General features: G+C 72.8%; 20 protein-coding genes. 8 read left to right on the top strand and 12 right to left on the bottom strand.

The window, feature by feature from the left end; all coding sequences use genetic code 11:
• Position 1: 1 nt before the first annotated feature.
• The 4 genes from ACWC2T_RS07795 to ACWC2T_RS07780 are packed head-to-tail and all read right to left on the bottom strand — an operon-like array spanning position 2 to position 6,126.
• Positions 2–1,930, bottom strand: coding sequence for an ABC transporter permease (locus ACWC2T_RS07795; RefSeq protein WP_450669515.1), 1,929 nt, complete (start codon positions 1,928–1,930; stop codon positions 2–4).
• Positions 1,930–3,030: a quaternary amine ABC transporter ATP-binding protein gene (locus ACWC2T_RS07790; protein ID WP_450669514.1), complete on the bottom strand. Its 1,101-nt coding sequence runs from the start codon at positions 3,028–3,030 to the stop codon at positions 1,930–1,932. Before ACWC2T_RS07790 ends, ACWC2T_RS07795 begins: the two co-directional genes overlap by 1 nt.
• Positions 3,027–4,559: a GMC family oxidoreductase gene (locus ACWC2T_RS07785; protein ID WP_450669513.1), complete on the bottom strand. Its 1,533-nt coding sequence runs from the start codon at positions 4,557–4,559 to the stop codon at positions 3,027–3,029. The genes ACWC2T_RS07790 and ACWC2T_RS07785 overlap by 4 nt, the downstream gene beginning before the upstream one ends.
• A 46-nt stretch (positions 4,560–4,605) precedes the next feature.
• Positions 4,606–6,126 (bottom strand): aldehyde dehydrogenase family protein, encoded by a 1,521-nt coding sequence (locus ACWC2T_RS07780; protein ID WP_450669512.1) that lies wholly within the window; start codon positions 6,124–6,126, stop codon positions 4,606–4,608.
• Between the two features lie 458 nt (positions 6,127–6,584).
• On the opposite strand from ACWC2T_RS07780, the gene ACWC2T_RS07775 reads away from it, so the two are divergent.
• Entirely contained in the window at positions 6,585–7,196 is a 612-nt protein-coding gene (locus ACWC2T_RS07775) for a DUF2637 domain-containing protein (protein WP_450669511.1), read from the top strand.
• A 135-nt stretch (positions 7,197–7,331) separates the two neighbouring features.
• Here ACWC2T_RS07775 and ACWC2T_RS07770 read toward each other — a convergent pair whose 3' ends face one another.
• Positions 7,332–8,267 carry a LysR family transcriptional regulator gene (locus tag ACWC2T_RS07770; RefSeq protein ID WP_450669510.1) on the bottom strand — a complete coding sequence of 312 codons (936 nt, stop codon included), beginning with the start codon at positions 8,265–8,267 and terminating at the stop codon, positions 7,332–7,334.
• A 102-nt stretch (positions 8,268–8,369) separates the two neighbouring features.
• Between ACWC2T_RS07770 and ACWC2T_RS07765 the strand changes: the two genes are divergently transcribed.
• Entirely contained in the window at positions 8,370–9,851 is a 1,482-nt protein-coding gene (locus ACWC2T_RS07765) for an MFS transporter (RefSeq protein WP_450669509.1), read from the top strand.
• Here ACWC2T_RS07765 and ACWC2T_RS07760 read toward each other — a convergent pair.
• The 4 genes from ACWC2T_RS07760 to ACWC2T_RS07745 all read right to left on the bottom strand — a co-directional run bounded on the left by ACWC2T_RS07760 (position 9,848) and on the right by ACWC2T_RS07745 (position 14,656).
• Positions 9,848–10,837: a malate dehydrogenase gene (locus tag ACWC2T_RS07760; RefSeq protein ID WP_208899197.1), complete on the bottom strand. Its 990-nt coding sequence runs from the start codon at positions 10,835–10,837 to the stop codon at positions 9,848–9,850. The two genes, ACWC2T_RS07765 and ACWC2T_RS07760, sit on opposite strands and share 4 nt — an antisense overlap.
• Positions 10,838–11,408: 571 nt before the next feature.
• Positions 11,409–13,043: a DUF2690 domain-containing protein gene (locus ACWC2T_RS07755; RefSeq protein WP_450669508.1), complete on the bottom strand. Its 1,635-nt coding sequence runs from the start codon at positions 13,041–13,043 to the stop codon at positions 11,409–11,411.
• Between the two features lie 274 nt (positions 13,044–13,317).
• Positions 13,318–13,812: a DUF3017 domain-containing protein gene (locus ACWC2T_RS07750; RefSeq protein ID WP_450669507.1), complete on the bottom strand. Its 495-nt coding sequence runs from the start codon at positions 13,810–13,812 to the stop codon at positions 13,318–13,320.
• The gene (locus ACWC2T_RS07745) at positions 13,802–14,656 is read right to left on the bottom strand and encodes a bifunctional methylenetetrahydrofolate dehydrogenase/methenyltetrahydrofolate cyclohydrolase (RefSeq protein ID WP_450669506.1); all 855 of its coding nucleotides are present in this window, start codon (positions 14,654–14,656) and stop codon (positions 13,802–13,804) included. Before ACWC2T_RS07745 ends, ACWC2T_RS07750 begins: the two co-directional genes overlap by 11 nt.
• 283 nt (positions 14,657–14,939) lie before the next feature.
• On the opposite strand from ACWC2T_RS07745, the gene ACWC2T_RS07740 reads away from it, so the two are divergent.
• From ACWC2T_RS07740 to ACWC2T_RS07725, 4 genes are all read left to right on the top strand, one after another.
• Positions 14,940–15,560, top strand: coding sequence for a hypothetical protein (locus ACWC2T_RS07740; protein WP_450669505.1), 621 nt, complete (start codon positions 14,940–14,942; stop codon positions 15,558–15,560).
• A 153-nt stretch (positions 15,561–15,713) separates the two neighbouring features.
• Positions 15,714–16,463, top strand: a complete 750-nt coding sequence (locus tag ACWC2T_RS07735; protein WP_450669504.1) for an FHA domain-containing protein — start codon at positions 15,714–15,716, stop codon at positions 16,461–16,463.
• On the top strand, positions 16,460–17,992 hold the full coding sequence (locus ACWC2T_RS07730) for a protein kinase domain-containing protein (RefSeq protein ID WP_450669503.1): 1,533 nt from the start codon (positions 16,460–16,462) through the stop codon (positions 17,990–17,992). Before ACWC2T_RS07735 ends, ACWC2T_RS07730 begins: the two co-directional genes overlap by 4 nt.
• A gap of 82 nt (positions 17,993–18,074) precedes the next feature.
• Positions 18,075–18,545 (top strand): hypothetical protein, encoded by a 471-nt coding sequence (locus ACWC2T_RS07725; RefSeq protein ID WP_351210573.1) that lies wholly within the window; start codon positions 18,075–18,077, stop codon positions 18,543–18,545.
• An 87-nt stretch (positions 18,546–18,632) separates the two neighbouring features.
• Here ACWC2T_RS07725 and purH read toward each other — a convergent pair whose 3' ends face one another.
• Positions 18,633–20,213 carry a bifunctional phosphoribosylaminoimidazolecarboxamide formyltransferase/IMP cyclohydrolase gene (gene purH / locus ACWC2T_RS07720; protein WP_450669502.1) on the bottom strand — a complete coding sequence of 527 codons (1,581 nt, stop codon included), beginning with the start codon at positions 20,211–20,213 and terminating at the stop codon, positions 18,633–18,635.
• Positions 20,210–20,848 (bottom strand): phosphoribosylglycinamide formyltransferase, encoded by a 639-nt coding sequence (purN, locus tag ACWC2T_RS07715; RefSeq protein ID WP_450669501.1) that lies wholly within the window; start codon positions 20,846–20,848, stop codon positions 20,210–20,212. Before purN ends, purH begins: the two co-directional genes overlap by 4 nt.
• A 315-nt stretch (positions 20,849–21,163) precedes the next feature.
• On the opposite strand from purN, the gene ACWC2T_RS07710 reads away from it, so the two are divergent.
• Positions 21,164–21,997 (top strand): hypothetical protein, encoded by an 834-nt coding sequence (locus ACWC2T_RS07710; protein ID WP_450669500.1) that lies wholly within the window; start codon positions 21,164–21,166, stop codon positions 21,995–21,997.
• A gap of 45 nt (positions 21,998–22,042) precedes the next feature.
• On the opposite strand, the gene ACWC2T_RS07705 is transcribed toward ACWC2T_RS07710, so the two are convergent.
• Positions 22,043–24,070 carry a cell division protein PerM gene (locus ACWC2T_RS07705; RefSeq protein WP_450669499.1) on the bottom strand — a complete coding sequence of 676 codons (2,028 nt, stop codon included), beginning with the start codon at positions 24,068–24,070 and terminating at the stop codon, positions 22,043–22,045.
• A gap of 114 nt (positions 24,071–24,184) precedes the next feature.
• Between ACWC2T_RS07705 and ACWC2T_RS07700 the strand changes: the two genes are divergently transcribed.
• On the top strand, positions 24,185–25,054 hold the full coding sequence (locus ACWC2T_RS07700) for an RNA polymerase sigma factor (RefSeq protein WP_450669498.1): 870 nt from the start codon (positions 24,185–24,187) through the stop codon (positions 25,052–25,054).
• The last annotated feature ends 11 nt before the right edge of the window (positions 25,055–25,065 follow it).

The raw sequence follows: 25,065 nt of genomic DNA, 5'->3' as shown, positions 1-25,065 counted from the left end.
GTCAGGCTCCCTTCTTCGCGCGTCGCTCGGTCGGCTGGGTCACCCGGTCCAGCATCAGGCCCAGGCAGACGATCGCGGCACCGGCCACCAGACCGGTCGCCAGGTCGCCCTGGGCGAGGCCGAAGGCCACGTTGTAGCCGAGGGCGCCGCCGCCGACCAGGCCGCCGATGATGACGACGGCGAGGACCAGGACCACGCCCTGGTTGACGGCGAGCAGCAAGGACCGCTTGGCGAGCGGGAGTTGGACCTGCCACAGCTGCTGCCGGCCGGTCGCGCCGAGCGAGCGCGCCGACTCCAGCGCGGCCGGGTCGACCTGGCGCAGGCCCTGGGCGGTGATCCGGACGACGGCCGGGAGGGCGTAGACGACGGCCGCGGCGACGGCGGGGGCGCGGCCGACGCCGAACAGGGCGACGACCGGGATCAGGTACACGAACTGCGGCATGGTCTGGAAGACGTCCAGGACGGGGCGCAGGGCGCGTTCGACGCGGTCGCTGCGGGCGGCGGCGATGCCGGTCGCGAAGCCGAGGACCAGGGTGACGGCGACGGCGGCGAGCACCTGGGAGAGCGTGTCGAGGGCCGGTTCCCAGACGCCGAGCACGCCGATGGCGGCCATGGCGAGGACGGCGGTCAGGGCGGTGCGCCAGGTGCCGATCGACCAGGCCAGGGCGGCGACGATCAGCAGCACCGACCACCAGGGCAGCCACTGCAGGCCGCCGCGGACGGGGTCCAGGACCCAGGTGGTGAAGTGGCCCGCCCAGTCGGCCGTGCCGCCGATGACCGGGACGCCGGAGTAGAGGTGGTTGGTCATCCAGTCGACGGCGCGGTTGACCGGTTCGGCGATGTCCAGGGTCCAGCCGGAGGGCCAGTCGAGGCGGCCGAGGAGCCGGGCGGCCAGGGCGGCGGCCACGGTGACGGCGAGGGCGTACGGCCAGCCGATGGTCCTCGGGTGCGTCGTACGGTCCTCCCCCGCGGCCGCGGTCACCCGGTCGAGCACGATCGCCAGCAGCACGATCGGGATGCCGGCGGCGAGGGCCTGGCCGACGTCGACGGAGGCGAGCGCCTGGTAGACGCGGTCACCGAGGCCGCCGGCGCCGATGACCGAGGCGATGACGGCCATGGACAGCGCCATCATGATCGTCTGGTTGAGGCCGAGGAGGAGTTCGCCGCGGGCCAGCGGGATGCGGGCGGTCAGCAGCCGCTGGCGGCGGGTCGCGCCGAGCGACTCCACGGCCTCCAGGACTTCGGGGTCGGCGCCGCGCAGGCCGAGCGCGGTGAGGCGGGCCATCGGCGGGGCGGCGTACACGACGGTGGCGAGGACGGCCGCGGGGACGCCGATGCCGAAGACCAGGACGACGGGGAGGAGGTAGGCGAAGGCCGGGAGCACCTGCATGGTGTCCAGGACCGGGCGCAGCGCGCGGTCCAGGCGGTCGGACAGGCCGGCGGCGAGGCCGAGGAGTGCCCCGACGACCACGGAGGCGAGGACCGCCACGACCATCAGCGCGAGGGTCTGCATGGTCGGCACCCACATGCCCAGTGCGCCGCAGGCCAGGAAGGCGGTCGCGGTGCAGGCGGCGAGCCGGGGGCCCGCGAAACGCCAGGCGAGCAGGGCGCCGAACGCCGTGACGCCGGCCCAGCCCGCGGCGAGCAGGGTGAGGTACACGGCGCGTACGGCCATGACGACCGCGTTGCTGATGTAGCCGAAGAAGTAGAGGAACAGCGGGTGGCTGTCGCGGTTGTCGATGACCCAGTTGCTGGCGCTGGTGAGCGGCTTGTCCAGGCTGACGGTCAGATGCTGGGGCCATGAGCCGCCGTGGAGCAGGGGCAGCAGTACGGCGGTGACGAGCGCGAGCAGCAGGAGCTTGCCCGCGGTACGGCTCTTCAGGATGCGGGGTGTGGCGGTACTGGAGGTCGGGAGACTGAGCGTTGCCATCAGACGGCCTCCGGGCTGGTGCGGGGGCCGGGTACGCCCACGTCGATGCCTGCCACGACGTCCAGCAGGAGCTCGTGGTCCACGGTCCCGACGCAGTGGCCGTCCTCCACCACGCACGCCGCTGTGCCGGTCTCGGCCACGGTCCTGATGGCGTCCGCGACCACCGCGTCCGGGGTGAGGGCACCCGGGTGCTCCGAACCGCCGCAGTCGCCCGGCTTCATCGCCGTACGCACCGTCATCACCTGCTCGCGCGGGACGTCCCGGACGAACTCGCGGACGTAGTCGTCGGCCGGGGAGCCCACGATCTCCTCCGGGGTGCCGAGCTGGACGACCCGGCCGTCGCGCATCAGGGCGATGCGGTCGCCCAGCTTGAGGGCCTCGGACAGGTCGTGGGTGATGAAGACCATGGTGCGGCCCTCCTCGCGGTGCAGGCGGGCCACCTCGTCCTGCATGTCGCGCCGGATGAGCGGGTCGAGGGCGCTGAACGGCTCGTCGAACAGCAGCACCTCGGGGTCGACCGCCAGCGCCCGTGCGAGGCCCACGCGCTGGCGCTGGCCGCCGGAGAGCTGGGCGGGGCGGCGGTGCTCCATGCCGTCGAGGCCGACCTTGGCGACGACCTCGGCGGCCCGCTCGCGCCGCTCGGCCTTGCCCATGCCCTGGATCTCCAGGCCGTAGGCCACGTTGTCGAGGACCGTGCGGTGCGGGAGCAGGCCGAAGTGCTGGAAGACCATGGCGGCCCGGTGCCGGCGCAGTTCGCGCAGGCGGGCCTTGTCCATCGCGCGGACGTCCTCGCCGTCGATGGAGATCGTGCCCGCGGTCGGCTCGATCAGCCGGGTCAGGCAGCGGACCAGCGTGGACTTACCGGAGCCCGACAGGCCCATGACCACGAAGACCTCGCCCTTGCGGACGTCGAAGGAGACGTCGCGGACGGCCGCCGTGCAGCCCGTGCGGGCGCGCAGGTCGGCGGGTTCGAGGGCGGCCAGTTCGGGGTCGTCGGGGATCCGCTGCGGCTTGGGGCCGAAGACCTTCCACAGGCCGGAGACCGAGAAGACCGGCGTGTCGGTGGTGGGCGGCTTGCGCGTGGGGACGGTGAGGGTCATCGGGCGTCACCTCCGATCAGGTCGACGGCCTTCTCCCCGACCATGAGCACCCCGATCATCGGGTTGACGGCGGTCATGGTGGGGAAGACGGACGCGTCGGCGATGCGGATGCCGTCGAGGCCGCGGATCTTCAACTCCGGGTCCACTACGGCGATTTCGTCGTCGGCGGCGCCCATCCTGCAGGTGCCGGCCGGGTGGTAGACGGTGTGCGCGACCTTGCGGGCGTACTCGCTCAGTTCGGCGTCGCCCTGGACCTCGGGGCCGGGGCACACCTCGCGCTTGAGCCAGCCCGCGAGCGGCTCGGTCTTGGCGATCTCACGGGCGATGCGGATGCCGTCGACCAGGGTCCGGCCGTCGTAGTCGTCCTCGTCGGTGAAGTAGCGGAAGTCGAGGGCGGGTTTGACGGACGGGTCGGCGCTGGTGAGGCAGAGGCGGCCGCGGCTCTTCGGCTTGGGGATGTTCGGGGTCATCGACACGCCGTACGAGGGGCGTTCGTAGCCGAGGCGCTCCGGGTTGTCCGTGAACGGGATCTGGTAGAAGTGGAACATCAGGTCGGGGCCCGGGTGTCCGGGGTCGCGACGCACGAACAGGCCCGCGTCGGAGTCCATCGCGGAGTTCTCCGGGATCGGGCCGTGGGTCTCCCAGACGATGACCGACTCGGGGTGGTCCAGCAGGTTCTCGCCGACGCCCGGCAGATCGTGGACGACGGGGATGCCGAGGGCCTGAAGGTCCGCACGGGGGCCGATGCCCGAGTGGAGGAGCAGGCGCGGGGAGTCGATGGCGCCCGCGCACAGCACGACCTCGCTGCGGGCCCGTATCAGCAGTTCCTCGCCGTCCTTGGTGCGCACGTGGACGCCCTCGGCCCGGTCCCCGGTGATCTGAAGCCGGTACGCCCAGGTCTCCAGGAGGATCGTCAGGTTCGGGCGCTCGTCCATCACGGGGTGCAGGTACGCCACCGACGCCGAGGACCGCTTGTTGTTCTCGGGGTGGTAGGCGAGGTCGAAGAAGCCGACGCCCTCGGTGAACGGCTTCCTGTTGAAGCCCTCCACGCGGGGGACGCCGAGCGCGGCCTGGGCGGCGTCGACGAAGTCCCGGGCGATGGCGTTGCGGTCCTTCTCGTCGACGGAGACGATGTTGTTCTTCAGGCGGGCGAAGTACGCCTCCATGGGGACGGCGCCCCACCCCTTGGCGCCGGCCGCCTCCCACTCGTCCCAGTCGGACGGCAGCGGCTTGAAGGAGATCAGGGTGTTGTGGGAGGAGCAGCCGCCGAGGACGCGGGCGCGGCTGTGCCGGATGTGGGAGTTGCCGCGGGGCTGCTCCACCGTGGGGTAGTCGTAGTCGAGGTCGCCGCCGAGCAGGCCCATCCAGCGGCGCAGGGTGAGGACGTCGTCGCGGCCGACGTCGCTCGGGCCGCCCTCGATGACGGCGACGGTGACGTCCGGGTTCTCGGTGAGCCGGGAGGCGATGACGGAGCCCGCGGTACCGCCGCCGATGACGACGTAGTCGTAGACGTGGGGGGTGTGGGACATGGGGGTACTTCTCCAGGGGGTGTTTCCGTGAGGGCGGGCGTGGGGCTCAGCCGGCGAACCAGCGCACCGGCTTGGGCGCGAGGTTCTGGTAGACGTGCTTGGTCTCGCGGTACTCGGCGAGTCCGGCCGGGCCCAGCTCGCGGCCGGTGCCGCTCTTGCCGAAGCCTCCCCACTCCGCCTGCGGCAGGTAGGGGTGGAAATCGTTGATCCAGACGGTGCCGTGGCGCAGCCGGCCGGCGACGCGGCGGGCCCTGCCCGCGTCGGCGGTCCAGACGGCGCCGGCGAGGCCGTACTCGGTGTCGTTGGCGAGGCGGACGGCCTCCTCCTCGGTGCGGAAGGTCTCGACGGTGAGGACCGGGCCGAAGACCTCCTCGCGGACGATCCTCATCTCGCGGTGGCAGGCGTCGAGGACGGTCGGCTCGTAGAAGTACCCGCCCTCGGGGCGCTCCGCCGACGGCTCCGGCCGCTTGCCGCCGCAGCGCAGTACGGCGCCCTCGGCGAGCGCGGCGGCGACGTGCGCCTCGACCTTGGCGCGCTGGTGCTCGCTCACCAGCGGCCCGCACTCGACGCCTTCGGCGGTGCCGCGCCCGAGCCTGATCCGCTGGGCGCGGCGGGCGAGTTCGGCGACGAAGCGCTCGCGGACGGACTCCTCGACGATGAGGCGGGAGCCGGCCGAGCAGACCTGGCCGCTGTGGATGAAGGCGGCGTTGAGGGCCTGGTCGACGGCGGTGTCGAAGCCCTCCTCGGTGGCGCAGGCGTCGGCGAAGACGACGTTGGGGTTCTTGCCGCCGAGTTCGAGGGCGACCTTCTTCACGGTCGGGGCGGCGGCCTGGGCCACCTTGGTGCCGCTGAGCAGGCCGCCGGTGAAGGAGACCAGGTCGACGTCGGGGTGCTCGGCGAGCCGGGCGCCGACGGTGCGGCCGGGGCCGGTGACGAGGTTCGCGACCCCGGCGGGCAGGCCCGCCTCCGCCAGCAGCTCGATCAGCGCGACGGTGGTCATCGGGGTGATCTCGCTGGGCTTGATCACGAAGGTGTTGCCGGCCGCGAGCGCCGGGGCGATCTTCCAACTGGCCTGCAGGAGCGGGTAGTTCCAGGGGGTGATCAGCGCGCAGACACCGACCGGCTCGTGCACGACGACGCTGTGGATGTCGAGGGAGCCCGCGTCCACCACCCGGCCCGGCGCCTCGGCGGCGACCAGGTCGGCGAAGTAGCGGAAGGCGTCGGCGACACAGTCGATGTCGATCCGGCCCTCCTCGACGGTCTTGCCCGCGTCCCGGCTCTCCAGCCGGCCCAGTTCCTCCCGGTCGCGTACGAGGAGGTCGGCGACGCGGCGCAGCAGGGCGGCGCGTTCGGCGACCGGGGTGTGCGGCCAGGGGCCGTGGTCGAAGGCATGCCGCGCGGCGGCCACCGCACGCTCGGCATCCTTCTCGTCACCCTCGGCGACCACGGCGAACGGCCGGGCGTCCGCGGGGTCGAGGATCTCGCGCGTCGCGCCGGAGATCGCTGCCAGCCACTCGCCGCCCGCGTGGATGGTCGCCTGGGCCTGTCGTGCCGTTCTGTCCGCCATGTTCGGTGTTGCCTTCCGTTCCTGATCGATGCCCCTGTGTCACATGCGTGCCACGCTCGGGGACCGTCGCCGCCTGCCCAGGTCCGGCGGCTCGCATGCGCAATCGATGGCGGAAAGTGCGCGGCGTCACATCACGCCGCACCTGATCACTCAACACGCCGACCATTTAATTGCAGTATTCACGGAATACAATTGCCTGTGTATTTACAATTCCCCCGAATGCCCCAAAGCCCACCTCCACCGGCCGTCGTTAGGTGACCGTGATGCGATTGGACTGGCACCCGGCCGAGGATCATAGGACGACCATGCTGCGCTGGAGCGGCGATACGGACGTCACGTCGTGCTCGGACCTGCTCGATGATTTCCTTACGAAAATCAACACGATGGAAAATGAATACCGGCGGACGATGGCGGCTCTGTACAGGGCGTCCTGAGGCGGGGGTACGGAGGTAAAACGATTGGAAACCTGGAACGTCCCGGACCAGGACATCGCGCCGAACGACTGGGACCCGGTCGAGGAACTGGCCCAGATACTGTCCACGCCGACCAGCGTCAGCCCGGTCACTCCCCTGGACATGCCGTCCCCGCGCCGGAGCAACCGCCGACGGGTCCGTCATGAGTCCCATCTGCTCGACGGCGGCCGGAGCCTCACCCACATCACCTTGCTGATCGCGACGGTGACGGTGTGCGCGCTGTGCATGCTGGGCTGGTCCGTCTGCTATTCCTACTGGCAGCTGCGCGGAATCGCCTCCTCGGTGCTGCCGACGAGACTGGCGCAGTGCTGGCCGCTGACGGTGTACGGGCCGTGGTTCGTGGCCGCCCTTTCCGTCCTGCGGGCCACCGCTCAGCGCCGCAGCGCACGGCGCTCCTGGTGCGTGGTGCTGGCAGCTTCCGCGATGGCCGTGGCGCTGTGTGTGAGCCACTCCTCGCATGCGCTGCTCTCGTTAGTCATCTTCGGGATTCCGCCGGTCACCGCTCTGGTGTGTTTCTGGGAACTCGTCGGCCAGATCTCGACCAGGAACCGCCCCCGGCACGCCACGAACAACGATCCGCCGGATTCCACCCCGTGAACGAGCTCACCGCTTCCACACCGTCCCCACCGTGAACGAGGACCCGCCGTCCGGCCACCACGCCCGGTAGCCGGCCGGCGGGTCCGTGGGCTATGACGAGGCGGCCCTGGTACGCCCCGAGGATGGTGCCCGTGCTCACTGAGGCGCAGGCGATGTACCGGGCATGCGGATACCGGTCATCAACTCCCTCACGCAGCCGCGCAGCCAGGCGTGGGCGGGGTCGGCGTCGTGCCGGGGGTGCCAGGCGAAACCCACCTCGATCGAGGGGAGTCGCAGGGGGATCTCGAAGTTGACCAGGCCGAGGGAGTCGGCCATCGGGCGGCCGTAGGTGGTGATCAGCCCGATCAGGTCGGTCTCGCGCAGCACGAACAGCGAGGCCGGATAGGTGCCGACGCTGCCCACCACCCGCCGGGTCAGGCCGAGTTCGGCCAGGGCGTCGTCGATCGGGCCGCGCTGCCTGCCGCGCCGGGAGACGCTGAGGTGACCGGCCGCCCCGGCGAACCGCTCGGGCGTCAACTCCCCGTCGAGCAACGGGTGTCCGGGCCGTACGACGCCCAGCATGCGCTCCTCGTACACCGTCTCCCGGTGCACCTCGGGCGCGGCCGTGTCGATCACCCCGATCTCCAGGTCGGCGGTGCCCTGGCGCAGGAACGGCAGGTCCACGTGGCTCTCGGACAGGAAGCGCAGCCGGACCCCGGGCGCCTCGCGGGCGGCGCGGGCGAAGAGGGCGGCGCCGTGGGTGGCGGAGACCGCGTCGTGGCCGACGATCGTGAAGGTGCGGGAGACGGTCCGCAGGTCGGTGTCGCGGCCCGGCGCGAACAGGGCCCGGGCCCGCTCCACCACCGCGCCCACCTCGGCCCGTACGGCCAGCGCGTGCGGGGTGGGCACCATCTGGCGCCCGGCCCGCACCAGGATCGGATCGCCGAGCGCCTTGCGGATCCGGCCGAGGGTGCGGCTCATGGCGGGCTCGGACAGATGCAGCCGGCGGGCGGCGCCCTGCACGCTCTGCTCCTCCAGCAGCACGTCCAGCGCGACCAGCAGATTCAGGTCCAGCCCGGCGGATTGCGTCATGTGCAGGTATCCCTTGCGAAGGTTGCACTGGAAAGCAGGTCACCGGCGAGCCTACGGTGAGGGCGCATCCCACACCACCCACCGAAGCTCCCGGGAGGAGTCGTGCCCACGCACGCCCTGAAACGCCCCACCCTGATCGCGCTGTGCGCCTGCGTCCTGGTCGCCCAGAGCATGGTCGCCGCCATCAACCTCCTCATCCCACAGCTGAGTTCGTCGTCGCTGCGCCCCTCGCACACCGAGATCCTGTGGACGGTCGACGCCTACGTCATCGTCTTCGCGGGCCTGCTCATCCCGGCCGGCGCGCTCGGCGACCGGTACGGCCGCAAGGGCGCCCTGCTCGCCGGGCTCGCCCTGTTCGCGGCGGGCGCCGCCACCAGCGCGCTCGCGACCGGCCCGGCCGTCCTGATAGCCGGGCGGGGCCTGTCCGGCGCCGGTGCCGCACTGATCACCCCGGCGACCCTGTCGATCCTCATGCAGCTGTCCGCGCCGGAGCACCGGGCCCGTTCGATGGGCGCCTGGACGCTGTCGATCGGTCTGGGCGGCGCGGCCGGCAACCTGGGCGGCGGCCTGGCCGGGCAGTTCCTGACCTGGCGCGCCCTGTTCGCGGTGATGGTGCCGCTCGCCGTCGTCCTCGCGGTGGCCGCGTCGGTCACCGTCCCGCGCACCGAACGCTCCGGCGCCGCCCGCCCCGACCCGCTCGGCACCCTGCTGCTCACCGCGGGCCTGGTGGCGGCCCTGTTCGGCATCATCGAGGGCCCGTCCTACGGCTGGACGTCCGCCCGCATCCTCGGCGCCTTCGCGGCGGGCGCGCTGCTGGTCGCCGCCTTCACCGGCCATGCCCTGCGCTCGGCCACCCCGCTGTTCGACCCGCGCGTCTTCGCCTCGCCGCGGCTGCGGTCGGCCTCGCTCGGCACGGCCACCGCGTTCTTCGGCCTGTTCTCCCTGTTCTTCGTCAACTCGCAGTACCTGCAGGGCGTGAAGGGCTACGGCGCCGCCGTCACGGGCGTGGCGATCATGCCCCTGGTCTTCGGGATGGCCGTGGCCCAGAAGCTGGCCGCCCGCTGGGCCGGCCGCCCCCGCGCGGTCATCGGCGCCGGTCTCGCCCTCATCGGCCTCGGCCTGCTCGGCGCGTCCACGGCCGACGCGGGCACGCCGTACGCGGTGTTCGTCTGCTGGCTCCTGGTCATCTCGGCAGGTGCCGGGCTGTCCATGCCGGCCCTGACCGTCGGCGTGGTCACCTCCCTCCCGCCCCACCAGGCAGGCCTCGGCTCGGGCCTGGGCACGACCGCCCGGGAGACGGGGGCGGCGCTGGGTGTCGCGGTCACCGGCACGGTCCTGTCCGCCCACGCGGACCTGCTCCACGGCATGGGGCCGGCGCTGCGGACGGTGGGGGTGGTGGTGCTGGGGGCTACGGCGCTGGTGATCGCCGGGTACGGAAGGCGCCCCGAAAGGGGCGCGGGGCTCTGCCGGATATGCGGCTACCGCCGCGCGGGCGCGACCAGCCACGACGCACCCGCACACGGCAACGCTCGGCACCCCCTACGGCGGGATGCCGAGCGTGTGTCAGATCTACGGAACTCTTAGATGAGGCCCAGCGAGCGAACCGCCTCGCGCTCCTCCTCCAGCTCCTTCACCGACGCGTCGATGCGGGCACGAGAGAACTCGTTGATGTCCAGGCCCTGGACGATCTCGTACTTGCCGTCCTTGGTGGTGACCGGGAAGGAGGAGATCAGGCCCTCCGGGACGCCGTAGGAGCCGTCCGACGGGATGCCCATGGACGTCCAGTCGCCCTCGGCCGTGCCGTTGACCCAGGTGTACACGTGGTCGATCGCGGCGTTGGCGGCGGAGGCGGCCGACGAGGCACCGCGGGCCTCGATGATCGCGGCACCACGCTTGGCGACGGTCGGGATGAAGTCCTCGGCCAGCCACTTCTCGTCGTTCACGACCTCGGCGGCGTTCTTGCCGGCGACGGTGGCGTGGAAGATGTCCGGGTACTGGGTGGCGGAGTGGTTGCCCCAGATGGTCAGGCGCTTGATGTCGGCGACCGTGGAGCCCGTCTTCTTCGCGAGCTGGGTCAGCGCGCGGTTGTGGTCCAGGCGGGTCATCGCGGTGAAGCGCTCGGCCGGGACGTCCGGCGCGGCGGCCTGCGCGATGAGCGCGTTGGTGTTGGCCGGGTTGCCGACGACGAGGACCTTGATGTCGTCCGCGGCGTGGTCGTTGATGGCCTTGCCCTGGGGCTTGAAGATGCCGCCGTTGGCCTCGAGCAGGTCGCCGCGCTCCATGCCCTTGGTGCGGGGGCGGGCACCTACCAGGAGGGCTACGTTGGCGCCGTCGAAGGCGACGTTCGGGTCGTCCGTGATGTCGATGCCCTGGAGCAGCGGGAAGGCGCAGTCGTCCAGCTCCATGGCCGTGCCCTCGGCGGCCTTGAGCGCCGGGGTGATCTCCAGCAGGCGCAGCTTCACCGGCACGTCCGCGCCGAGCAGCTGGCCGGAGGCGATGCGGAAGAGCAGGGCGTAACCGATCTGGCCGGCCGCGCCGGTGACGGTGACGTTCACGGGAGTGCGGGTCATGGCGTTCTCCGTATGACAGCTGGCGGTGGGGCGTCCCGGCCCCGGGCGGATGATCGATCTCTTGGCGTCAAGAGATCGATCCAGCGGTCAGGCTATCGCGCATCCGGCATGCGAGACGTCCGGGGCCGTGTGGATCACCCCACAAGTCGGAGGTGTGTCGAACGAAGGGGCGGCCGCCCGTCCGGGAGAGGGGGGGAGAGGACGGAGGCGGCCGCCAGGTGGGGGTACCGGATCGCCGGACTCCCGTGGGGGGGTACTGGGCGCGTGCCCAGAATCCGGCCCACCATGCGCCCGGCTCCGGATTTTCATCCCACCGATTCCCGGCACGCCGCACGCCCGCTGCCCTGCGCCCCGTATGCCCCGGTTCGCAACCCCCGCTTCCCCGTCGGTGGAGCGGTACGACGCGCCGCCGCAAGCGCGTTGTGCCGCGCTCCCTCCGGGCACCCGGTCCGCCCGGTCGCCCGGATCACCGCGCCCCGACCGTCCTGCCCGCAGCTCTCGCGCGCCACCACCCGGGGTGCCCCGGGCGCCGGCGGACCGGCCGGCACCGGCCGTCGGCTCCGCGTCCGGCCTACCTGGTGCACCCCGTCCGCCCGGACGCCAGTGTCGCGCAGGCCTTGGCCTCTGCCGCGTTCTTCACGGCGACCATCGGGGTGTAGGCGATGGTGTCGCCGGCGCCGGAGGTCTCACCGGACTGCCGGGCCGTCCCGGCGGAGACCTGGACCCTGTCGCCCTGGGCGGCGCCGGTGATGCGGCCCCAGGCGGTGCCGCAGGCCTTGCTGTAGCGGACCTCCAGGGTGGTGGTGCCGATGGTGGCGGTCTTGGCGGTGGTCACCAGGTCGCCGCTGCACCCCATGGCCTCGGCGTCCTTGCCGTCGCAGGCGGAGCCGGTGCACTTGACCCCGGGCGGCGGCGTCCCGTGCGTGCTGGCGCTCGGGGACGGGGGCTTGGCGTTCCCGTGCTTCGTACCGCCCCGGTCGGTGAGGAAGAAGACGGCGCCGATGACGACGAGCACGCCGACGAGCCCCGCCAGGAACATGATCACCCGCTGCCGGCCGGCGTTCCCCGGGGCCGGGGTGCCTCCGCCGGAGGGGGTGCCCCCAGCGGGCCGGGGCTCCTGTGGCCGGCCGTCGTACGGGTTCGGGACGGTCGGGGTCCAGCCGGGACCCCCGGGCGTGCCGGCGGGACGCGCACCGTTCGCGGCAGGGGCGCCGTCCCCCGCGCGCACCCCGGTGCCGGGACGGGCGCTCGCCCTGGACGGGCCCTGATACCCGGCCAGACCCCAGGAGTTGCCCCCCGAGGCCCCACCGCTCCCGGCGCCGTCCCGCTCGGCCGCCCCCGCGCCGTCGGCCGGCCCTCCTCCAGCCGCATCGGCCGGCCCCCGGCCCGCGCGGTCGGCCGTACCCGGTCCCACGCCGTCGCCCGCGCCACGCCCCGAGCCCGCGCCCGCATCGCGCCCCGAGCCCCCGACCGAACCACGACCGGAACCCTCGGCCGAACCACGCCCAGAACCCTCGGCCGAACCACGCCCAGAACCGTCGACCGAACCACGCCCAGAACCCTCGGCCGAACCACGCCCAGAACCGTCGACCGAACCACGCCCAGAACCCTCGGCCGAACCACGACCAGAACCGTCGGCCGATCCGCCACCGGACCCGTTGGCCCGATCACGACCGTCGGCCCCACCGCGCCCGGCACCCCGGTCGCGCCCCGTCTCCTCCCGTGCGTCGGCGTCGGGGGCCGTCGGCTGGGTGGGGATGGTCGGGGAGACGCCGGCCGGGCCGGCGATGCCCATGGCAGCGCCGGCACCCTTGCGGCCGGACCCGCCGGACCCGCCGGACGGGCCGCCGGTCGCCTCCGCCGCGCCGAACTCCCCCAGCGCGGCGCGTGCCTGGGAGATGCGGATCGCCTCCATGGTGCGGTCGTGCCGCATCTCGGCCCGGCTCCAGGCGCGTTCGGCCAGCTCCCACATCGTGGTCAGATGCACCGGGTTGGTGCCGGTGACCTCGGCGAGCGCGACGATCGCGCCCTTGGGCGCGAGGAGCCGACCGCCCAGGTAACGCTCCCAGGACGTCTTGCTGTAGCCCGTGCGGTCCGCGAGCGCGGCGACGCTCAGGCCGCTGCGGTCCACGAGCCGCCGCACCTGCTGGGTGAACTCCTTGATCTGCGGATCCAGTTCCTCTGGCAGGTCTTTCCAACGAGGCATCGCTTCCCCCCCTGCTCTCCCCCCGGCCTTCCCCGTCCTGGCTACCCATAAGGATGCCCTGCCTACGGATCCCAGTTCCCGGAGTGGGGGCGCGCGGGGGCATGGACGGCGCGCGCCGGCGCCGTAGCGGAACGGTCACTTCCGTGCCACAGCGCAAGGACAGCCGTTGAACAGGGAGTTCACGGGCGGAAGGGTGGTTGATGGACGGCGGTTCGCCCCTCTTCGGGGGTGGGGGCGAACCGCCGTACCGTCGAGGCACGCGTTGCGTACTCGGCTACCTGTTGCTGCTGAGCGTGACGTGCAGGAGATCCTTCAGGAACGGTATCTGCAGCCACGGATGCGGCTGCGCCATCATCGCCAGCAGGACGATCGCGAGGCCGAGGACGCCGTAGGTGGCGATGTCCGTGAAGCGGGAGCGTACGGCGAGCATGCCGACGCTCGGGAGTATCCAGCGCAGGACCGCGCCGGCCAGCAGGGCCGCGCCGATCAACAGAGTGCCGACGCGGAACACGTCGAGGGCGGTCAGCAGCAGGCCGCACGCGACCCCGCCGAGCACCACCAGCAGGGGCCATTGCCGCGCCGGCGCGGGGGCGTCACCGGACGCCGCCCGGCCGCCGCCCTCGGGCCGGGCGGTGTCCCGGGTGATCCGCGGGAAGCGGCGGGTGGTCCGCTCCGGACGCTCCTCGGCGCCGTGCGCTGCGCGGGAGACCGCCCCCGCGCTCTGTGCTCCGCGGGTGACCGCCCCCGCGCGGGCCTCCTCAGCCGGCACTGCGCTCCGCCGCCTCGACCACGTTGACCAGCAGCTGCGCCCGGGTCATCGGGCCCACGCCGCCGGGGTTCGGAGAGATCCAGCCGGCCACCTCGACGACGTCCGGGTGGACGTCCCCCACGATCTTGCCCTCGGCGTTGCGGGAGACACCGACGTCCAGGACGGCGGCGCCCGGCTTGACGTCCTCGGCGCGGATCAGGTGCGGGGCACCGGCCGCGGCGATGATGATGTCGGCCCGCTTCAGGTGGGCGGCCAGATCGCGGGTGCCGGTGTGGCACTGGGTCACGGTGGCGTTCTCGCTGCGCCGGGTGAGCAGCAGCGGCATGGGCCGGCCGATGGTGACACCGCGGCCGACGACCACGACCTCGGCGCCCTTGATCTCCACGCCGTGCGCGCGCAGCAGGGAGAGGATGCCGTTGGGGGTGCAGGGCAGCGGGGCCGGCTCGTTCAGGACCAGGCGGCCCAGGTTCATCGGGTGCAGGCCGTCCGCGTCCTTGGCCGGATCCATCAGCTCCAGGATGCGGTTCTCGTCGATGCCCTTGGGCAACGGCAACTGGACGATGTAACCGGTGCAGGCCGGGTCCTCGTTCAGCTCCCGTACGACCGCCTCGATCTCCTCCTGGGTGGCGGTGCCCGGCAGCTCGCGCTGGATGGAGGCGATGCCGACCTGCGCGCAGTCGCGGTGCTTGCCGGCGACGTACTTCTGGCTGCCGGGGTCGTCCCCGACCAGGATCGTGCCGAGGCCGGGCGTGACGCCCTTCTCCTTCAGCGCCGCCACGCGGGCGGTCAGATCGGACTTGATCGCGGCTGCGGTGGCCTTGCCATCGAGAATCTGGGCGGTCATACCCCCATCCTCGCGGATGACCGGCCCCTGGTTCCAATCCGGGTACCCCGCCGTCCGCTGCCGCTCCTCCTTCCCGCTGTCTCCCGCTCTGTCACAGCATGATCATCGATGTTGCACTTGCACAACACCTCACGTTTCCGGCTGGACAAGTAAGACCGACCTAAAGAACGATGAGCAGACAGTGCCGCGGACAGTGCCGGGGGGACGGACCGCATCTGTAGAACTCTCCTCCGAACCGTGCCGCGCGTCGTCCCCGCACTTGGACCAACGGAGGAAGACCGCCATGAGCTTTGGCGACCCGAACAACCCCTACGGCCCGCCGCCGCAGCAGCCGCCGACCGCGCCCGGCTACGGCTACCCGCAGCAGCCGCCCGCCCCTCCGCAGGCCTACGGCTACCCGCAGCAGCCCGCCTACCCCGGGTACCCGGGCGGCAACATGATGCCGCAGACGATGCCGGGTCTGATGGTCACGGCGCGGGTCCTGCTCTACATCGTGGCGGCCGTGCAGATCATCGCCGGTATCTTCGCGCTGTACGTCGCTGCGACGATCAACGACGTGTCCAACGCGGGCGAGGACACCTTCGGCAACAACACCTTCTCCAACATCGGTCACGACGGCGCCGGCATCGTCCTCGTCCTCGCGCTGATCTTCCTGGGGCTCTCCGGGCTGTCGATCACGCTGGGCGTGAAGTTCACCCGCGGCGGCCAGGGCATCCGCATCACCACGATGGTCTACGGCATCCTCGGCGCCCTCGTCGGCGTCCTGATCCTGATCGGCGCGGCGAACCAGGGCACCAGCGCCGGACTGATCTCGGCGCTGCTGTGGATGGGCTTCGGCGGCATCATGGCCGCCGCGATGATCGCCCCGTCCGGCGCGGCCTGGTTCAACCGACCGCGCTACTGAACCACCCCGCGCGACAGAACAGTTCGCGCCATTCGACGCCGAGGGCCGTGTCTCACCCGTCCAGGGGGAGGCACGGCCCTGGTGCGTCCCCCTAGGCTGACCGGGGTGGCCAGACCCGGCCGGGGGTGGCCGTCAGGCACGGGGAGACGCACCTTGTACAGCATCATCGTCGTACCTCCGCCGACCCCGGAGGACCGACAGGACCACAACACCCAGATCCGGCTCGCACCCGGCGAACGCCTCAGCTTCGGGCGGGCGTCCGGCAACGATCTGACGATCCCGCACGACGGGGTCTCCCGCCGGGCCGGCGAAGTCAGCGCCCAGGGCGCGTTCTGGATACTGACCAACCTGTCCGCGCACCAGACCTACGTGGTGGAGAACCCGGAGGGCGCCGGCGAGCACATCAAGGTCGGCCCGGGGCGGCTCGACGCGCCCATCCCGTTCGAGTTCTCACGGATCGTGCTGCCCGCCGCCGGGGACCTGCTGACGATCGAGGTGTGGGCGCCGCGCCACGACTATCTGCGGGAGGGGGCCGGGCCGGACGGGGACACCACCGCGCCCGCCTTCTCCGTCGACCGCACCAAGCGCTACTTCGCCGTCCTGGCCGCCCTGTGCGAACCGCGGCTGCGCGGCGATCCGCACGCCCCGCTGCCCACGGTCGACCAGGTCGTCGACCGGCTGCGCCCCGCCTGGCCGGCCGCCTCGCGCACCTCGGTGCAGTGGAACATCGACTACCTGGCGGTGAAGCTGCGGCTCAAGCCGGGCCCGGAGACGGCGGACACCGGTCCCCGCCTCAACGGCAAGAAGGAGTCCCTGGTCTCCCTGGCGCTCCGCTTCGACCTTGTACGGGAGGACGACCTGGTCGTCCTGGCCGCCGCCGACGCGGGCCGGACGGCCCGGTGACCGAGCCGTACGCCGTACCGGTGCCCAGGGGCTACCGGGTCGGCGCCTGGGAGGTGCGCGAGCCGATCGCGACGGGCGCCTTCGGCAGCGTGTACGCGGGCCGGCGCACCGGCGGCACCGCGGAACTGCCCACCGCCGCCGCGCTGAAGTTCCTGCCCACCGGCACCGGTACCCCGCGCCAACTGGCCCATCTGCGCGACCTCATCGAGCGCGAGATCGACCTGCACCGGCGGCTCAGAAGGCCGCGGCTGATCCGGATGTACGAGTCGCTCGTCGTCGACGACCCCGGCCGCCCCGAACTCGACGGCGCCACCGTCCTCGTCCTGGAGCGGGCCGAGGGCTCCCTGTCCGCGCTGCTCGCCGCCGCGCCGCGCCCGGACGCCGGGCCCGCCCTGCTCGCCCAGGTCTGCGAGGGGCTGGCCCAGCTGCACCGGGCGGGCTGGGTGCACGGGGATCTGAAACCGGCCAACGTGCTGCTGATGGCGGACGGTTCGGCACGGCTCGCCGACTTCAACATGGCCGCCGAACTGGAGGGCACCCACGCCTACACCCCGGCCTTCTCCACCCCCGACTACACCCCGCCCGAGCTGCTGTGGGCCGAGATCAGCGAGCGCGGCCGGCGCATCCGCCCCTCCGCCGACGTCTGGGCCTTCGGTGTGCTCGCCCATCTCGTCCTCACCGACTCCTTCCCGCTGTCCGGCGCCACCCCGACGGCCCGCCGCGACGCGGCCGCCGCCTATGCGCGCGCCACCGACGAACTGCGCCTGTCGCCCGAACTCCCGGACGCCTGGCGGGAGATCGTGCGGGACTGCCTGGCCCGGACGCACGAGGCACGCATCACCACCGAGGCGCTGCTGCGCCGCGTCGAGGCGGCCGCCGGCTCGGGCCGCTCGCCGCGCCTGCCCCGGCTGCTGCCGCGGCGCAGACGCCAGCGGACGGTCATCGCGGGCGCCGCGGCCGCCACCGTCGCCGTGGCGGCCCTGGGGTACGGCATCAGCACCTGGACGGCTGCCGGCGGCACCGACGACAAGGGCGTGGCCACCTACGGCGCCTCCGAACTCCGCACGGACAAGGGCGTCCCGGTGCAGTACCGAAAGCTCATCGTCGACTCCGCCCACGCCTGCCCCGAATCCGACGTCACCCCCGCGCTCGTCGCGGCGATGCTGAAGGCCGAGAGCAATTTCGACCCGAACCTCTCCGACCCGGCCAAGCACGAGTTCGGCATCGCCCGCTGGACCCCCGCCGTCCTGCGCTGGTACATGCGCGACGACGGCGTCCCCGCGTCGGCGACGCCCACCCCGCCCCTCACGCCCTCCGTCTCCATCCCGGCCATGGGCCGCTACCTCTGCTTCATGGCGCCCAACCTGAAGTCCGGCCTGCCCGGCGACAAGCGGGTGCTGCTCGCCGCCGCCTACCGGACGTCGTACTCGAAAGTGAACGACACGGGCGGAGTTCCCCCGAAGTACCGCGACTACTGCACCCGTGTCGCCCATTACCTCAAGGAGTACGCGCCTCCGGGAAAGAAGTGACCCTCAGACGTCCGAGGTACCGGCGGACGGGGCGCGGCTGGGACGGTGGAACCACCGAACCACTCGTTCACATGGGGGAACAGTGAACATCGTCAAGCCCGCCGCGCTGCTCGTCGCGGCCACCGCCCTGCTCGCCGGCTCCACGGTGGCGGCCACCGCCGCCGCACCGGACGGCACCCGGGTCACCGGCGTCCAGCAGGTCGCCGACCAGGTCCTCGCGGGCCACCCGAAGGCCCTCTCCGCCTCCGCCGACCAGGTCAGGTACGACGGCCTGACCCTCACCAAGGCGCCGCGGGGCAAGGTCACCGCCAAGGACCTGGACTGCGCCTACGGCCACCTGTGCATGGTCGTCAAGGGCACCAAGTTCGACTTCTACAAGTGCCAGACCTGGACCGTGAACAACTGGACCGGGGACGGCCCGTTCACCAACAACCAGACGCCGGGCACGGTCGCCAGCTTCTACAACCAGGACGGCAGCACCCGCTGGACGTCGACGGCGTACGAGGCCGGCACGGCGAACTGGGACCCGATCTACTCCCTGCGTCCCTGCTGACCCGACCCGGCAAGGCCGACGGCCTCCGGCTCCCTCGGGGGAGGGCCGGAGGCCGTCACTCGTGTCTGGCGCTCACATGTCAGGTGCTCAGTGGAAGAAGTGGCGCGTGCCCGTGAAGTACATGGTCACGCCCGCCTTCTTGGCGGCCTCGACGACCTGCTCGTCGCGGATCGAGCCGCCCGGCTGGACGATCGCCCGGACGCCGGCGGCGATGAGGATCTCCGGCCCGTCGGGGAAGGGGAAGAACGCGTCGGAGGCGGCGTAGGAGCCGCGCGCCCGCTCCTCACCGGCTCGCTCGACGGCCAGCTTGCAGGAGTCGACGCGGTTGACCTGGCCCATGCCGACACCGACCGAGGCGCCGTCCTTGGCGAGCAGGATCGCGTTGGACTTCACCGAGCGGCAGGCCTTCCAGGCGAAGGCGAGCTCCTTGAGCTCGTCGGCGCTCAGCGCCTCGCCCGACGCCAGCGTCCAGCCCGCCGGGTCGTCGCCCTCGGCCTGGAGCCGGTCGGTGACCTGGAGCAGGACACCGCCGTCGACCTGCCTGGCCTCGACCCGGTTGCAGGGCGCGCCCGGGGCCTTCAGGACCCGGATGTTCTTCTTCCGGGCGAGGGCCTCCAGGGCCCCCTGCTCGTAGTCCGGGGCGACGATGACCTCGGTGAAGATCTCCGCGACCTGCTCGGCCATCTGCCGGCTCACCGGCCGGTTGACCGCGATGACACCGCCGTACGCGGAGACCGGGTCGCAGGCGTGCGCCTTGCGGTGCGCCTCGGCGACGTCCGAACCCACCGCGATGCCGCAGGGGTTGGCGTGCTTGATGATCGCGACGCACGGCTCGTCGTGGTCGTACGCGGCACGGCGGGCGGCGTCCGTGTCCGTGTAGTTGTTGTACGACATCTCCTTGCCGTGCAGCTGCTCGGCGTCCGCGAGCCCGCCGCTGCCGTCGACGTACAGGGCGGCCGGCTGGTGCGGGTTCTCGCCGTAGCGCAGGGTGTTCTTGCGCTCGTAGGTGGCGCCGAGGAAGTCGGGGAACTGAGAGTCGTCGACCGGCGCGTAGGAGGAGGCGAACCAGGAGGCGACGGCCACGTCGTAGGCGGCCGTGTGCTGGAACGCCTCGGCGGCCAGGCGCCTGCGCGCGGCGAGGTCGAAGCCGCCGTCCTTGACGGCCGCGAGCACGTCGGCGTACCGCTCGGGGCTGGTGACCACGGCCACGGAGGGGTGGTTCTTGGCGGCGGCACGGACCATGGACGGGCCGCCGATGTCGATCTGCTCCACACATTCGTCGTCGCTCGCGCCCGAGGCCACGGTCTCTCGGAAGGGGTAGAGGTTGACGACGACAAGGTCGAACGGCTCCACGCCGAGCTCGGCGAGCTGCTCGCGGTGGCTCTCCAGCCGCAGGTCGGCGAGGATGCCCGCGTGCACCCTAGGGTGCAGGGTCTTCACCCGGCCGTCCAGGCACTCGGGGAAGCCGGTCAGCTCCTCGACCTTGGTGACGGGGACGCCGGCGGCGGCGATACGGCCGGCCGTGGACCCGGTGGAGACGAGCTCGACACCGGCCTCGTGCAGCCCGCGCGCGAGGTCTTCCAGCCCGGTCTTGTCGTAGACGCTGACGAGCGCGCGGCGAATGGCCCGCTTGGTGCTCTCGGCCGTGACAGTGCTCTCGGCGGTCACTGGATTACTACCTTTCGTCCCTCAATGCGATAGCCGTTGCGGGCGAGCCGCCCCACGACCTCGACGAGCAGCCTTCGCTCGACTTCCTTGATGCGCTCGTGCAGCGCGCTCTCGTCGTCCTCGTCCCGGACCTCGACCACGCCCTGGGCGATGATCGGGCCGGTGTCGACGCCGTCGTCGACGAAGTGGACGGTGCAGCCGGTGACCTTGGCGCCGTACGCGAGCGCGTCACGGACGCCGTGGGCCCCGGGAAAACTGGGCAGCAGGGCGGGGTGCGTGTTCACGAACCGCCCGCCGAAGCGCGCGAGGAACTCCTTCCCCACGATCTTCATGAACCCGGCGGAGACCACGAGGTCCGGCTCGTAGGCGGCCACGGCCTCGGCGAGGGCGGCATCCCACTCCTCGCGGCTCGCGTGGTCCTTGACCTTGCAGACGAAGGTCGGCAGCCCGGCGCGCTCGGCGCGGGCGAGCCCCTCGATGCCGTCTCGGTCGGCCCCTACGGCGACGATCCGGGCGCCGTACCGCTCGGCTCCGGTGCGCTCGATCTCGTCCAGGAGCGCCTGCAGGTTGGTGCCGGATCCGGAGACCAGCACGACGAGGCGCTTGGCCGCTCGGCCGGCGGGGGTGGCGGCCACGATGGGGCCCTTTCTCGGGTGGCGACGGTTCCGGTCTGCGCTTCGCCTCGCTTTGTACATTCGTACGAATGCGTTGCGCCCCTCGATACAGGGAAGTCTACGAAGCGGCCGACCGTCAGCAACGATACCGGCACATGGGAAGGGCCCCCACGGGACGGGTGTGTGGCCGGAAGGTAGCGTTCGCAGGGAATCACGCAAGGATCACGAAGGGCAGCCTCGGGAACGCGGTCGTCGTACGGTGCGTTGTCGGAGTGGAAGCCCATATCGGACAGCCGTGCGCACAGCCGTATTCACCTAGGGGAAGACGCTCTTTTGATGCCCGATCGCAGCCTGCGAGTCCTCACGTTCCCTCCGAGCCCGGCCCTGGGAGGCGAGCGTGGCACCGTGCTGCTGCGAGAGCGGCCGGCCTCGCCGCCGGAGGCTTCCCGGGGCGGGCAGGACGGACAGGACGGACACGGCGGGCAGCGCGGACAGGGCAGTACAGGCGGTGACGCACGGGGCGCCGGGCCGCAGGACGACAATCCCTTCGCGCCGCCGCCCGAGGGCGCGCCGGACCGGCCCTGGCAGCCGCGGCACCCCGAGGGCTCCCAGGGGTCCGGTCACGGGTCCGGCTCCGGGGGCGACTCCCCGTGGGGCAGCCAGTGGAGCGACCGCCAGCCCGGGCGCTCCCCCGGCGGCTTCGGCCAGCGGCCCGGGGGCGCGCCCCAGGGCCCGGGCGGACCGGCCGGATCCGGCGGCATGCGCTGGGACCCGACGGACCCGGTGCAGCGCCGCGCCCGTTACGCACTCCTGTCGGGCATGTGGGCGGTCTTCTTCGCCCTGTTCAGCTGGCCGTACGTGGCCCTGCTGCTGGGCGCGCTGGCCCTGTACTGGGGCGGCAGCGCCCTGCGCGCCAAGCCGCGCACGCCCGACCCGGACACCCCGGCCCCTCCGCCGGGTGCCGGCCGCCCCCAGGTCACGGCGGCCATCGGCGGCCTGATCACCGCGTCCCTGGCCCTGGTCCTGGTCGCCTCGACCTTCACGATCCAGTTCGTCTACCGCGACTACTACACCTGCGTGAACGACGCCCTCACCCACGAGGCGAAGCAGTCCTGCGACCAGTTGCTGCCGCAGCAACTGCGCGGCGTTCTGGGCGTCGGGAACAGCTGAGGCCCCGCCCGGGGCACGCCGGTGGCGCCGGTGGGCGGCGCGGCGTCAGGGGGTGCCGGGGTTCGGGGTGCCGGGGTTCGGGGTGCCGGGGTTCGGGGTGCCGGGTGACGGGTCGGTGAGTGACGGATCGGTGGGTGCCGGGCCGGCGTGGTCCGGCCGAGGCTCGGGCGGAGGCGTCGCGTCCGCAGGGGGCGTCGACTGGGCGTGGGCCGATGACTCTGCGGAGGGCGTCGGCTCTGCGAAGGGCGTCGGTTCTGCAGGTGGCAGGGACTCCACAGCGGGCGTCGGCTCCTCAGCCGGCGTCGACTCCGCATGGGCCGCGGGCTCCACGGGCGGCATGGAAGGGGCTGCGGGGCCGGGCAGGTCGCGGGAGGCGGCTGCCTCGCGCAGGGCCGCCCAGCGTGAGGTCCGGGCGAGGTCGTCGTGCCAGTCCTGGGGGAACGCGTCGCCGGCCGGGAGGACGTCGTACCGCTCGTCCTCGTCGGGCACGGCCGGCTCCGGTCGAGGTGCGGTCGTCCTGCCCTTGCCCGACTCCCCGGCCTTGCCCTTGGCGCCCGCGAGCCCGCCCTGGGCGCCGGTGGTCTGCTTCCCCTGACCCGCCTTCCCGCCCATGTCCGCCCCGTCGTCCGGCTCCGCGCTCCTGCCCTTGGCGGCAGTCTCCTCCTGCGCCTTCGCCGGGTCCGGTGTCTTCTTCTGTTCCTGTCCGCTCCCGGAGTTCCCCGTCACCGCCCCCGCCCCCTGCGCCGGGATCTCCCCGCCCCGCGCGCGCCCGCTCCACAGCCGCCAGGCCCGTACGACCAGCGCCACCGGCAAGCCGGACAGCGCCGTCCACGCCCCCGCCGCTCCCCCGGTCTGCCACCACACCGGTCCGAAGCGGGCCAGCGCCGACACGCCCAGCGGGCCGCCCGCCAGGTCGGCGAGCAGGGCGAGCGCCGCCGCGCAGAACGTAGCCGTCAGCAGCACCGTCCCGGCGGTGCGGACGGCCGACCAGCGGGTGCGGGCCGACGCCGCTGCGCCCGGCTCCGGCCGGTGCACAGCCCCGCGCGCCACGAACCACCCCGCCGTCATCCCGGCCACCACCGGCACCAGCCCCGGCACCCAGTTCGGCAGCGTTCCGGCGCCGGCGTCCGGCACGGCCGCCAGCAGGGGGAACGGCGGCAGCAGCGGGGCCGGGTCGGAGGCGAAGGGCTGCACCACATGCCCGGCGCCGAGCAGGAAGCCGGGGCCGAGGGCGTAGGACGCGGCCCACACCGCCGCGTTGGGGACCAGCGCGATGCCGAGCAGCAGCACCGCGAACCGGCCCGTCCACCCCTCCGTCAGCTGGAGGAAGGACGCCTGCGCCGCCCCGCCGTGCCACACCAGCGACACCCCGAGCGCCAGCGCCCCGCCGCCGAGGAACACCGCGGTGGCGGCACCGGTGGCCCGTACGGCCGTACCCAGCCGGGCGAGTGCGTCCTCGCCGAACACCAGCCGCCGTACCGGTCCCGGCAACACCTCCAGCGCCTTGAGCACCGGCTCGCTCGGGCGGCCGTACGCCGACCACACCCCGGCCGCCGCCGAGGTGGCCGCGACCAGCGGCAGACAGACCGTCACCCAGAACCACGCGGGCCGCAGTTCGCCGCCCGAGCAGTACAGCGCGACCGCGCCGCCGACGCCGAGGTAGCCGAGGACGACCCCCGTCCACGCCGTGCGCGCCGGTACCGGCGGCGGGCCGTCGGCGTCGGCGGGCGCGTCCACCGCGTCCCTGGCCGCCCGGTACACCAGCCACACGGGCAACACCAGCAGCAACAAGGGCGTCACGCCCACCGGCATGGGTGTGCCGGAGAGCGTGTCGGTGCGCACCAGTTCGACGCCGTGGGCCAGCAGCCACAGCGCACCGGCGACATGCAGCGCGCCGCCCGGACCGCTGTCGGGGTACGGCGAGCTGACCCACAGCACCATCAGCAGCGCGGCGAACGAGGCGAAGCCGAGTCCGGCCGCGACGGCGCCGCTCAGCAGGCTCGCGGCCAGTCCGGGTTCACGGTCCCGCATCCGGGTCAGCAGGGGCGTCAGCGAGGGTCGGCGAACGGTCATCAGGATCACGCACGCCATGCTCCCAACGACACCCGCTTTCCGGTCGTAACAGGCAAACATCCGTAGTGTCGCTCAAGATACTTTTATGTGCTTTTTCGTACGTAAGGGTGCGTCATGACACCGCAGAACGCCGCGGCGCCGACGGTCGAGAGGAGCCGGGGGGCGCCCCCGGCCGTCACCGCCGATCCCCTGATGCCCGCTCAGGCCTTCGACGAGCTGTACGAGTTCTGCGCCGCCGCCCTCGTACGCCAGACCTATCTGCTCACCGGGCGCCGGGAACTGGCCCGCGAGGCCGTGGAGCGGGCCTTCCAGCTGGCCTGGCAGCGCTGGCCCGAAGTGGCCCGGGACCGGGATCCGGGCGGCTGGGTGCGGGCGGCGGCGTACGACTGCGCGCTCTCGCCGTGGCACCGCTTCCGGCCCCGGTACCGCCACCCGGAGCCGCCGCCCGCCGATCCCGCCGACCGGGCGCTGCTGTGCGCCCTGCTCGAGCTGCCGCCGGCGTACCGGCGCACGCTCGTCCTGTACGACGGTGTGGGCCTCGACCTGCCGGAGACGGCGGCGGAGACGGAGGCGAGCACACCGGCCGCCGCGAACCGGCTGACCCACGCCCGCGAGGCGCTGGCGGCGCGGCTGCCGGAGCTGGCCGACCCCGCCGAACTGCATCGCCGGCTGCTGCTGCTGGCCTCGGCGGAGCGGCTGCGCGCGGCCCGCCCGGAGCCGGTGCGGCGGGAGGGCGAACGGCGGAACGTGCTCTGGACGCGGGCGGCGATCGCGTTCACGGTCACGATCATCGGCGCGACGACGCTCACGCTGCGGTCGGCCCCGACGCACTACGAGGCGCCGCTCGCCCCGGCGCAGGCGGTGCAGGGGGTTCCGCCGGCGGGGGTGATGGGGCCGCTGTCGCGGGAACAACAGGCACTGCGGGAGAAGTTGCGAGGCGCTGCCGCGAGCGGGCCGGAGAGGTTTGCTCCGTTGGCGAGATGAGCGGCGCGGTC

It is taken from the genome of Streptomyces sp. NPDC001393 (genome assembly GCF_053597455.1).
This window is presented reverse-complemented; position numbering and strand designations above follow the sequence as displayed.

What these genes read in the sequence shown, in the direction of transcription:
- ACWC2T_RS07780 (WP_450669512.1), bottom strand. Translation starts at nt 6,126, where the DNA reads ATGGCGGACAGAACGGCACGACAGGCCCAGGCGACCATCCACGCGGGC.
- ACWC2T_RS07710 (WP_450669500.1), top strand. Translation starts at nt 21,164, where the DNA reads ATGCCCGATCGCAGCCTGCGAGTCCTCACGTTCCCTCCGAGCCCGGCC.
- ACWC2T_RS07705 (WP_450669499.1), bottom strand. Translation starts at nt 24,070, where the DNA reads ATGACCGTTCGCCGACCCTCGCTGACGCCCCTGCTGACCCGGATGCGG.
- ACWC2T_RS07785 (WP_450669513.1), bottom strand. Translation starts at nt 4,559, where the DNA reads ATGTCCCACACCCCCCACGTCTACGACTACGTCGTCATCGGCGGCGGT.
- ACWC2T_RS07790 (WP_450669514.1), bottom strand. Translation starts at nt 3,030, where the DNA reads ATGACCCTCACCGTCCCCACGCGCAAGCCGCCCACCACCGACACGCCG.
- ACWC2T_RS07745 (WP_450669506.1), bottom strand. Translation starts at nt 14,656, where the DNA reads ATGACCGCCCAGATTCTCGATGGCAAGGCCACCGCAGCCGCGATCAAG.
- ACWC2T_RS07755 (WP_450669508.1), bottom strand. Translation starts at nt 13,043, where the DNA reads ATGCCTCGTTGGAAAGACCTGCCAGAGGAACTGGATCCGCAGATCAAG.
- ACWC2T_RS07740 (WP_450669505.1), top strand. Translation starts at nt 14,940, where the DNA reads ATGAGCTTTGGCGACCCGAACAACCCCTACGGCCCGCCGCCGCAGCAG.
- ACWC2T_RS07700 (WP_450669498.1), top strand. Translation starts at nt 24,185, where the DNA reads ATGACACCGCAGAACGCCGCGGCGCCGACGGTCGAGAGGAGCCGGGGG.
- ACWC2T_RS07795 (WP_450669515.1), bottom strand. Translation starts at nt 1,930, where the DNA reads ATGGCAACGCTCAGTCTCCCGACCTCCAGTACCGCCACACCCCGCATC.
- ACWC2T_RS07760 (WP_208899197.1), bottom strand. Translation starts at nt 10,837, where the DNA reads ATGACCCGCACTCCCGTGAACGTCACCGTCACCGGCGCGGCCGGCCAG.
- ACWC2T_RS07770 (WP_450669510.1), bottom strand. Translation starts at nt 8,267, where the DNA reads ATGACGCAATCCGCCGGGCTGGACCTGAATCTGCTGGTCGCGCTGGAC.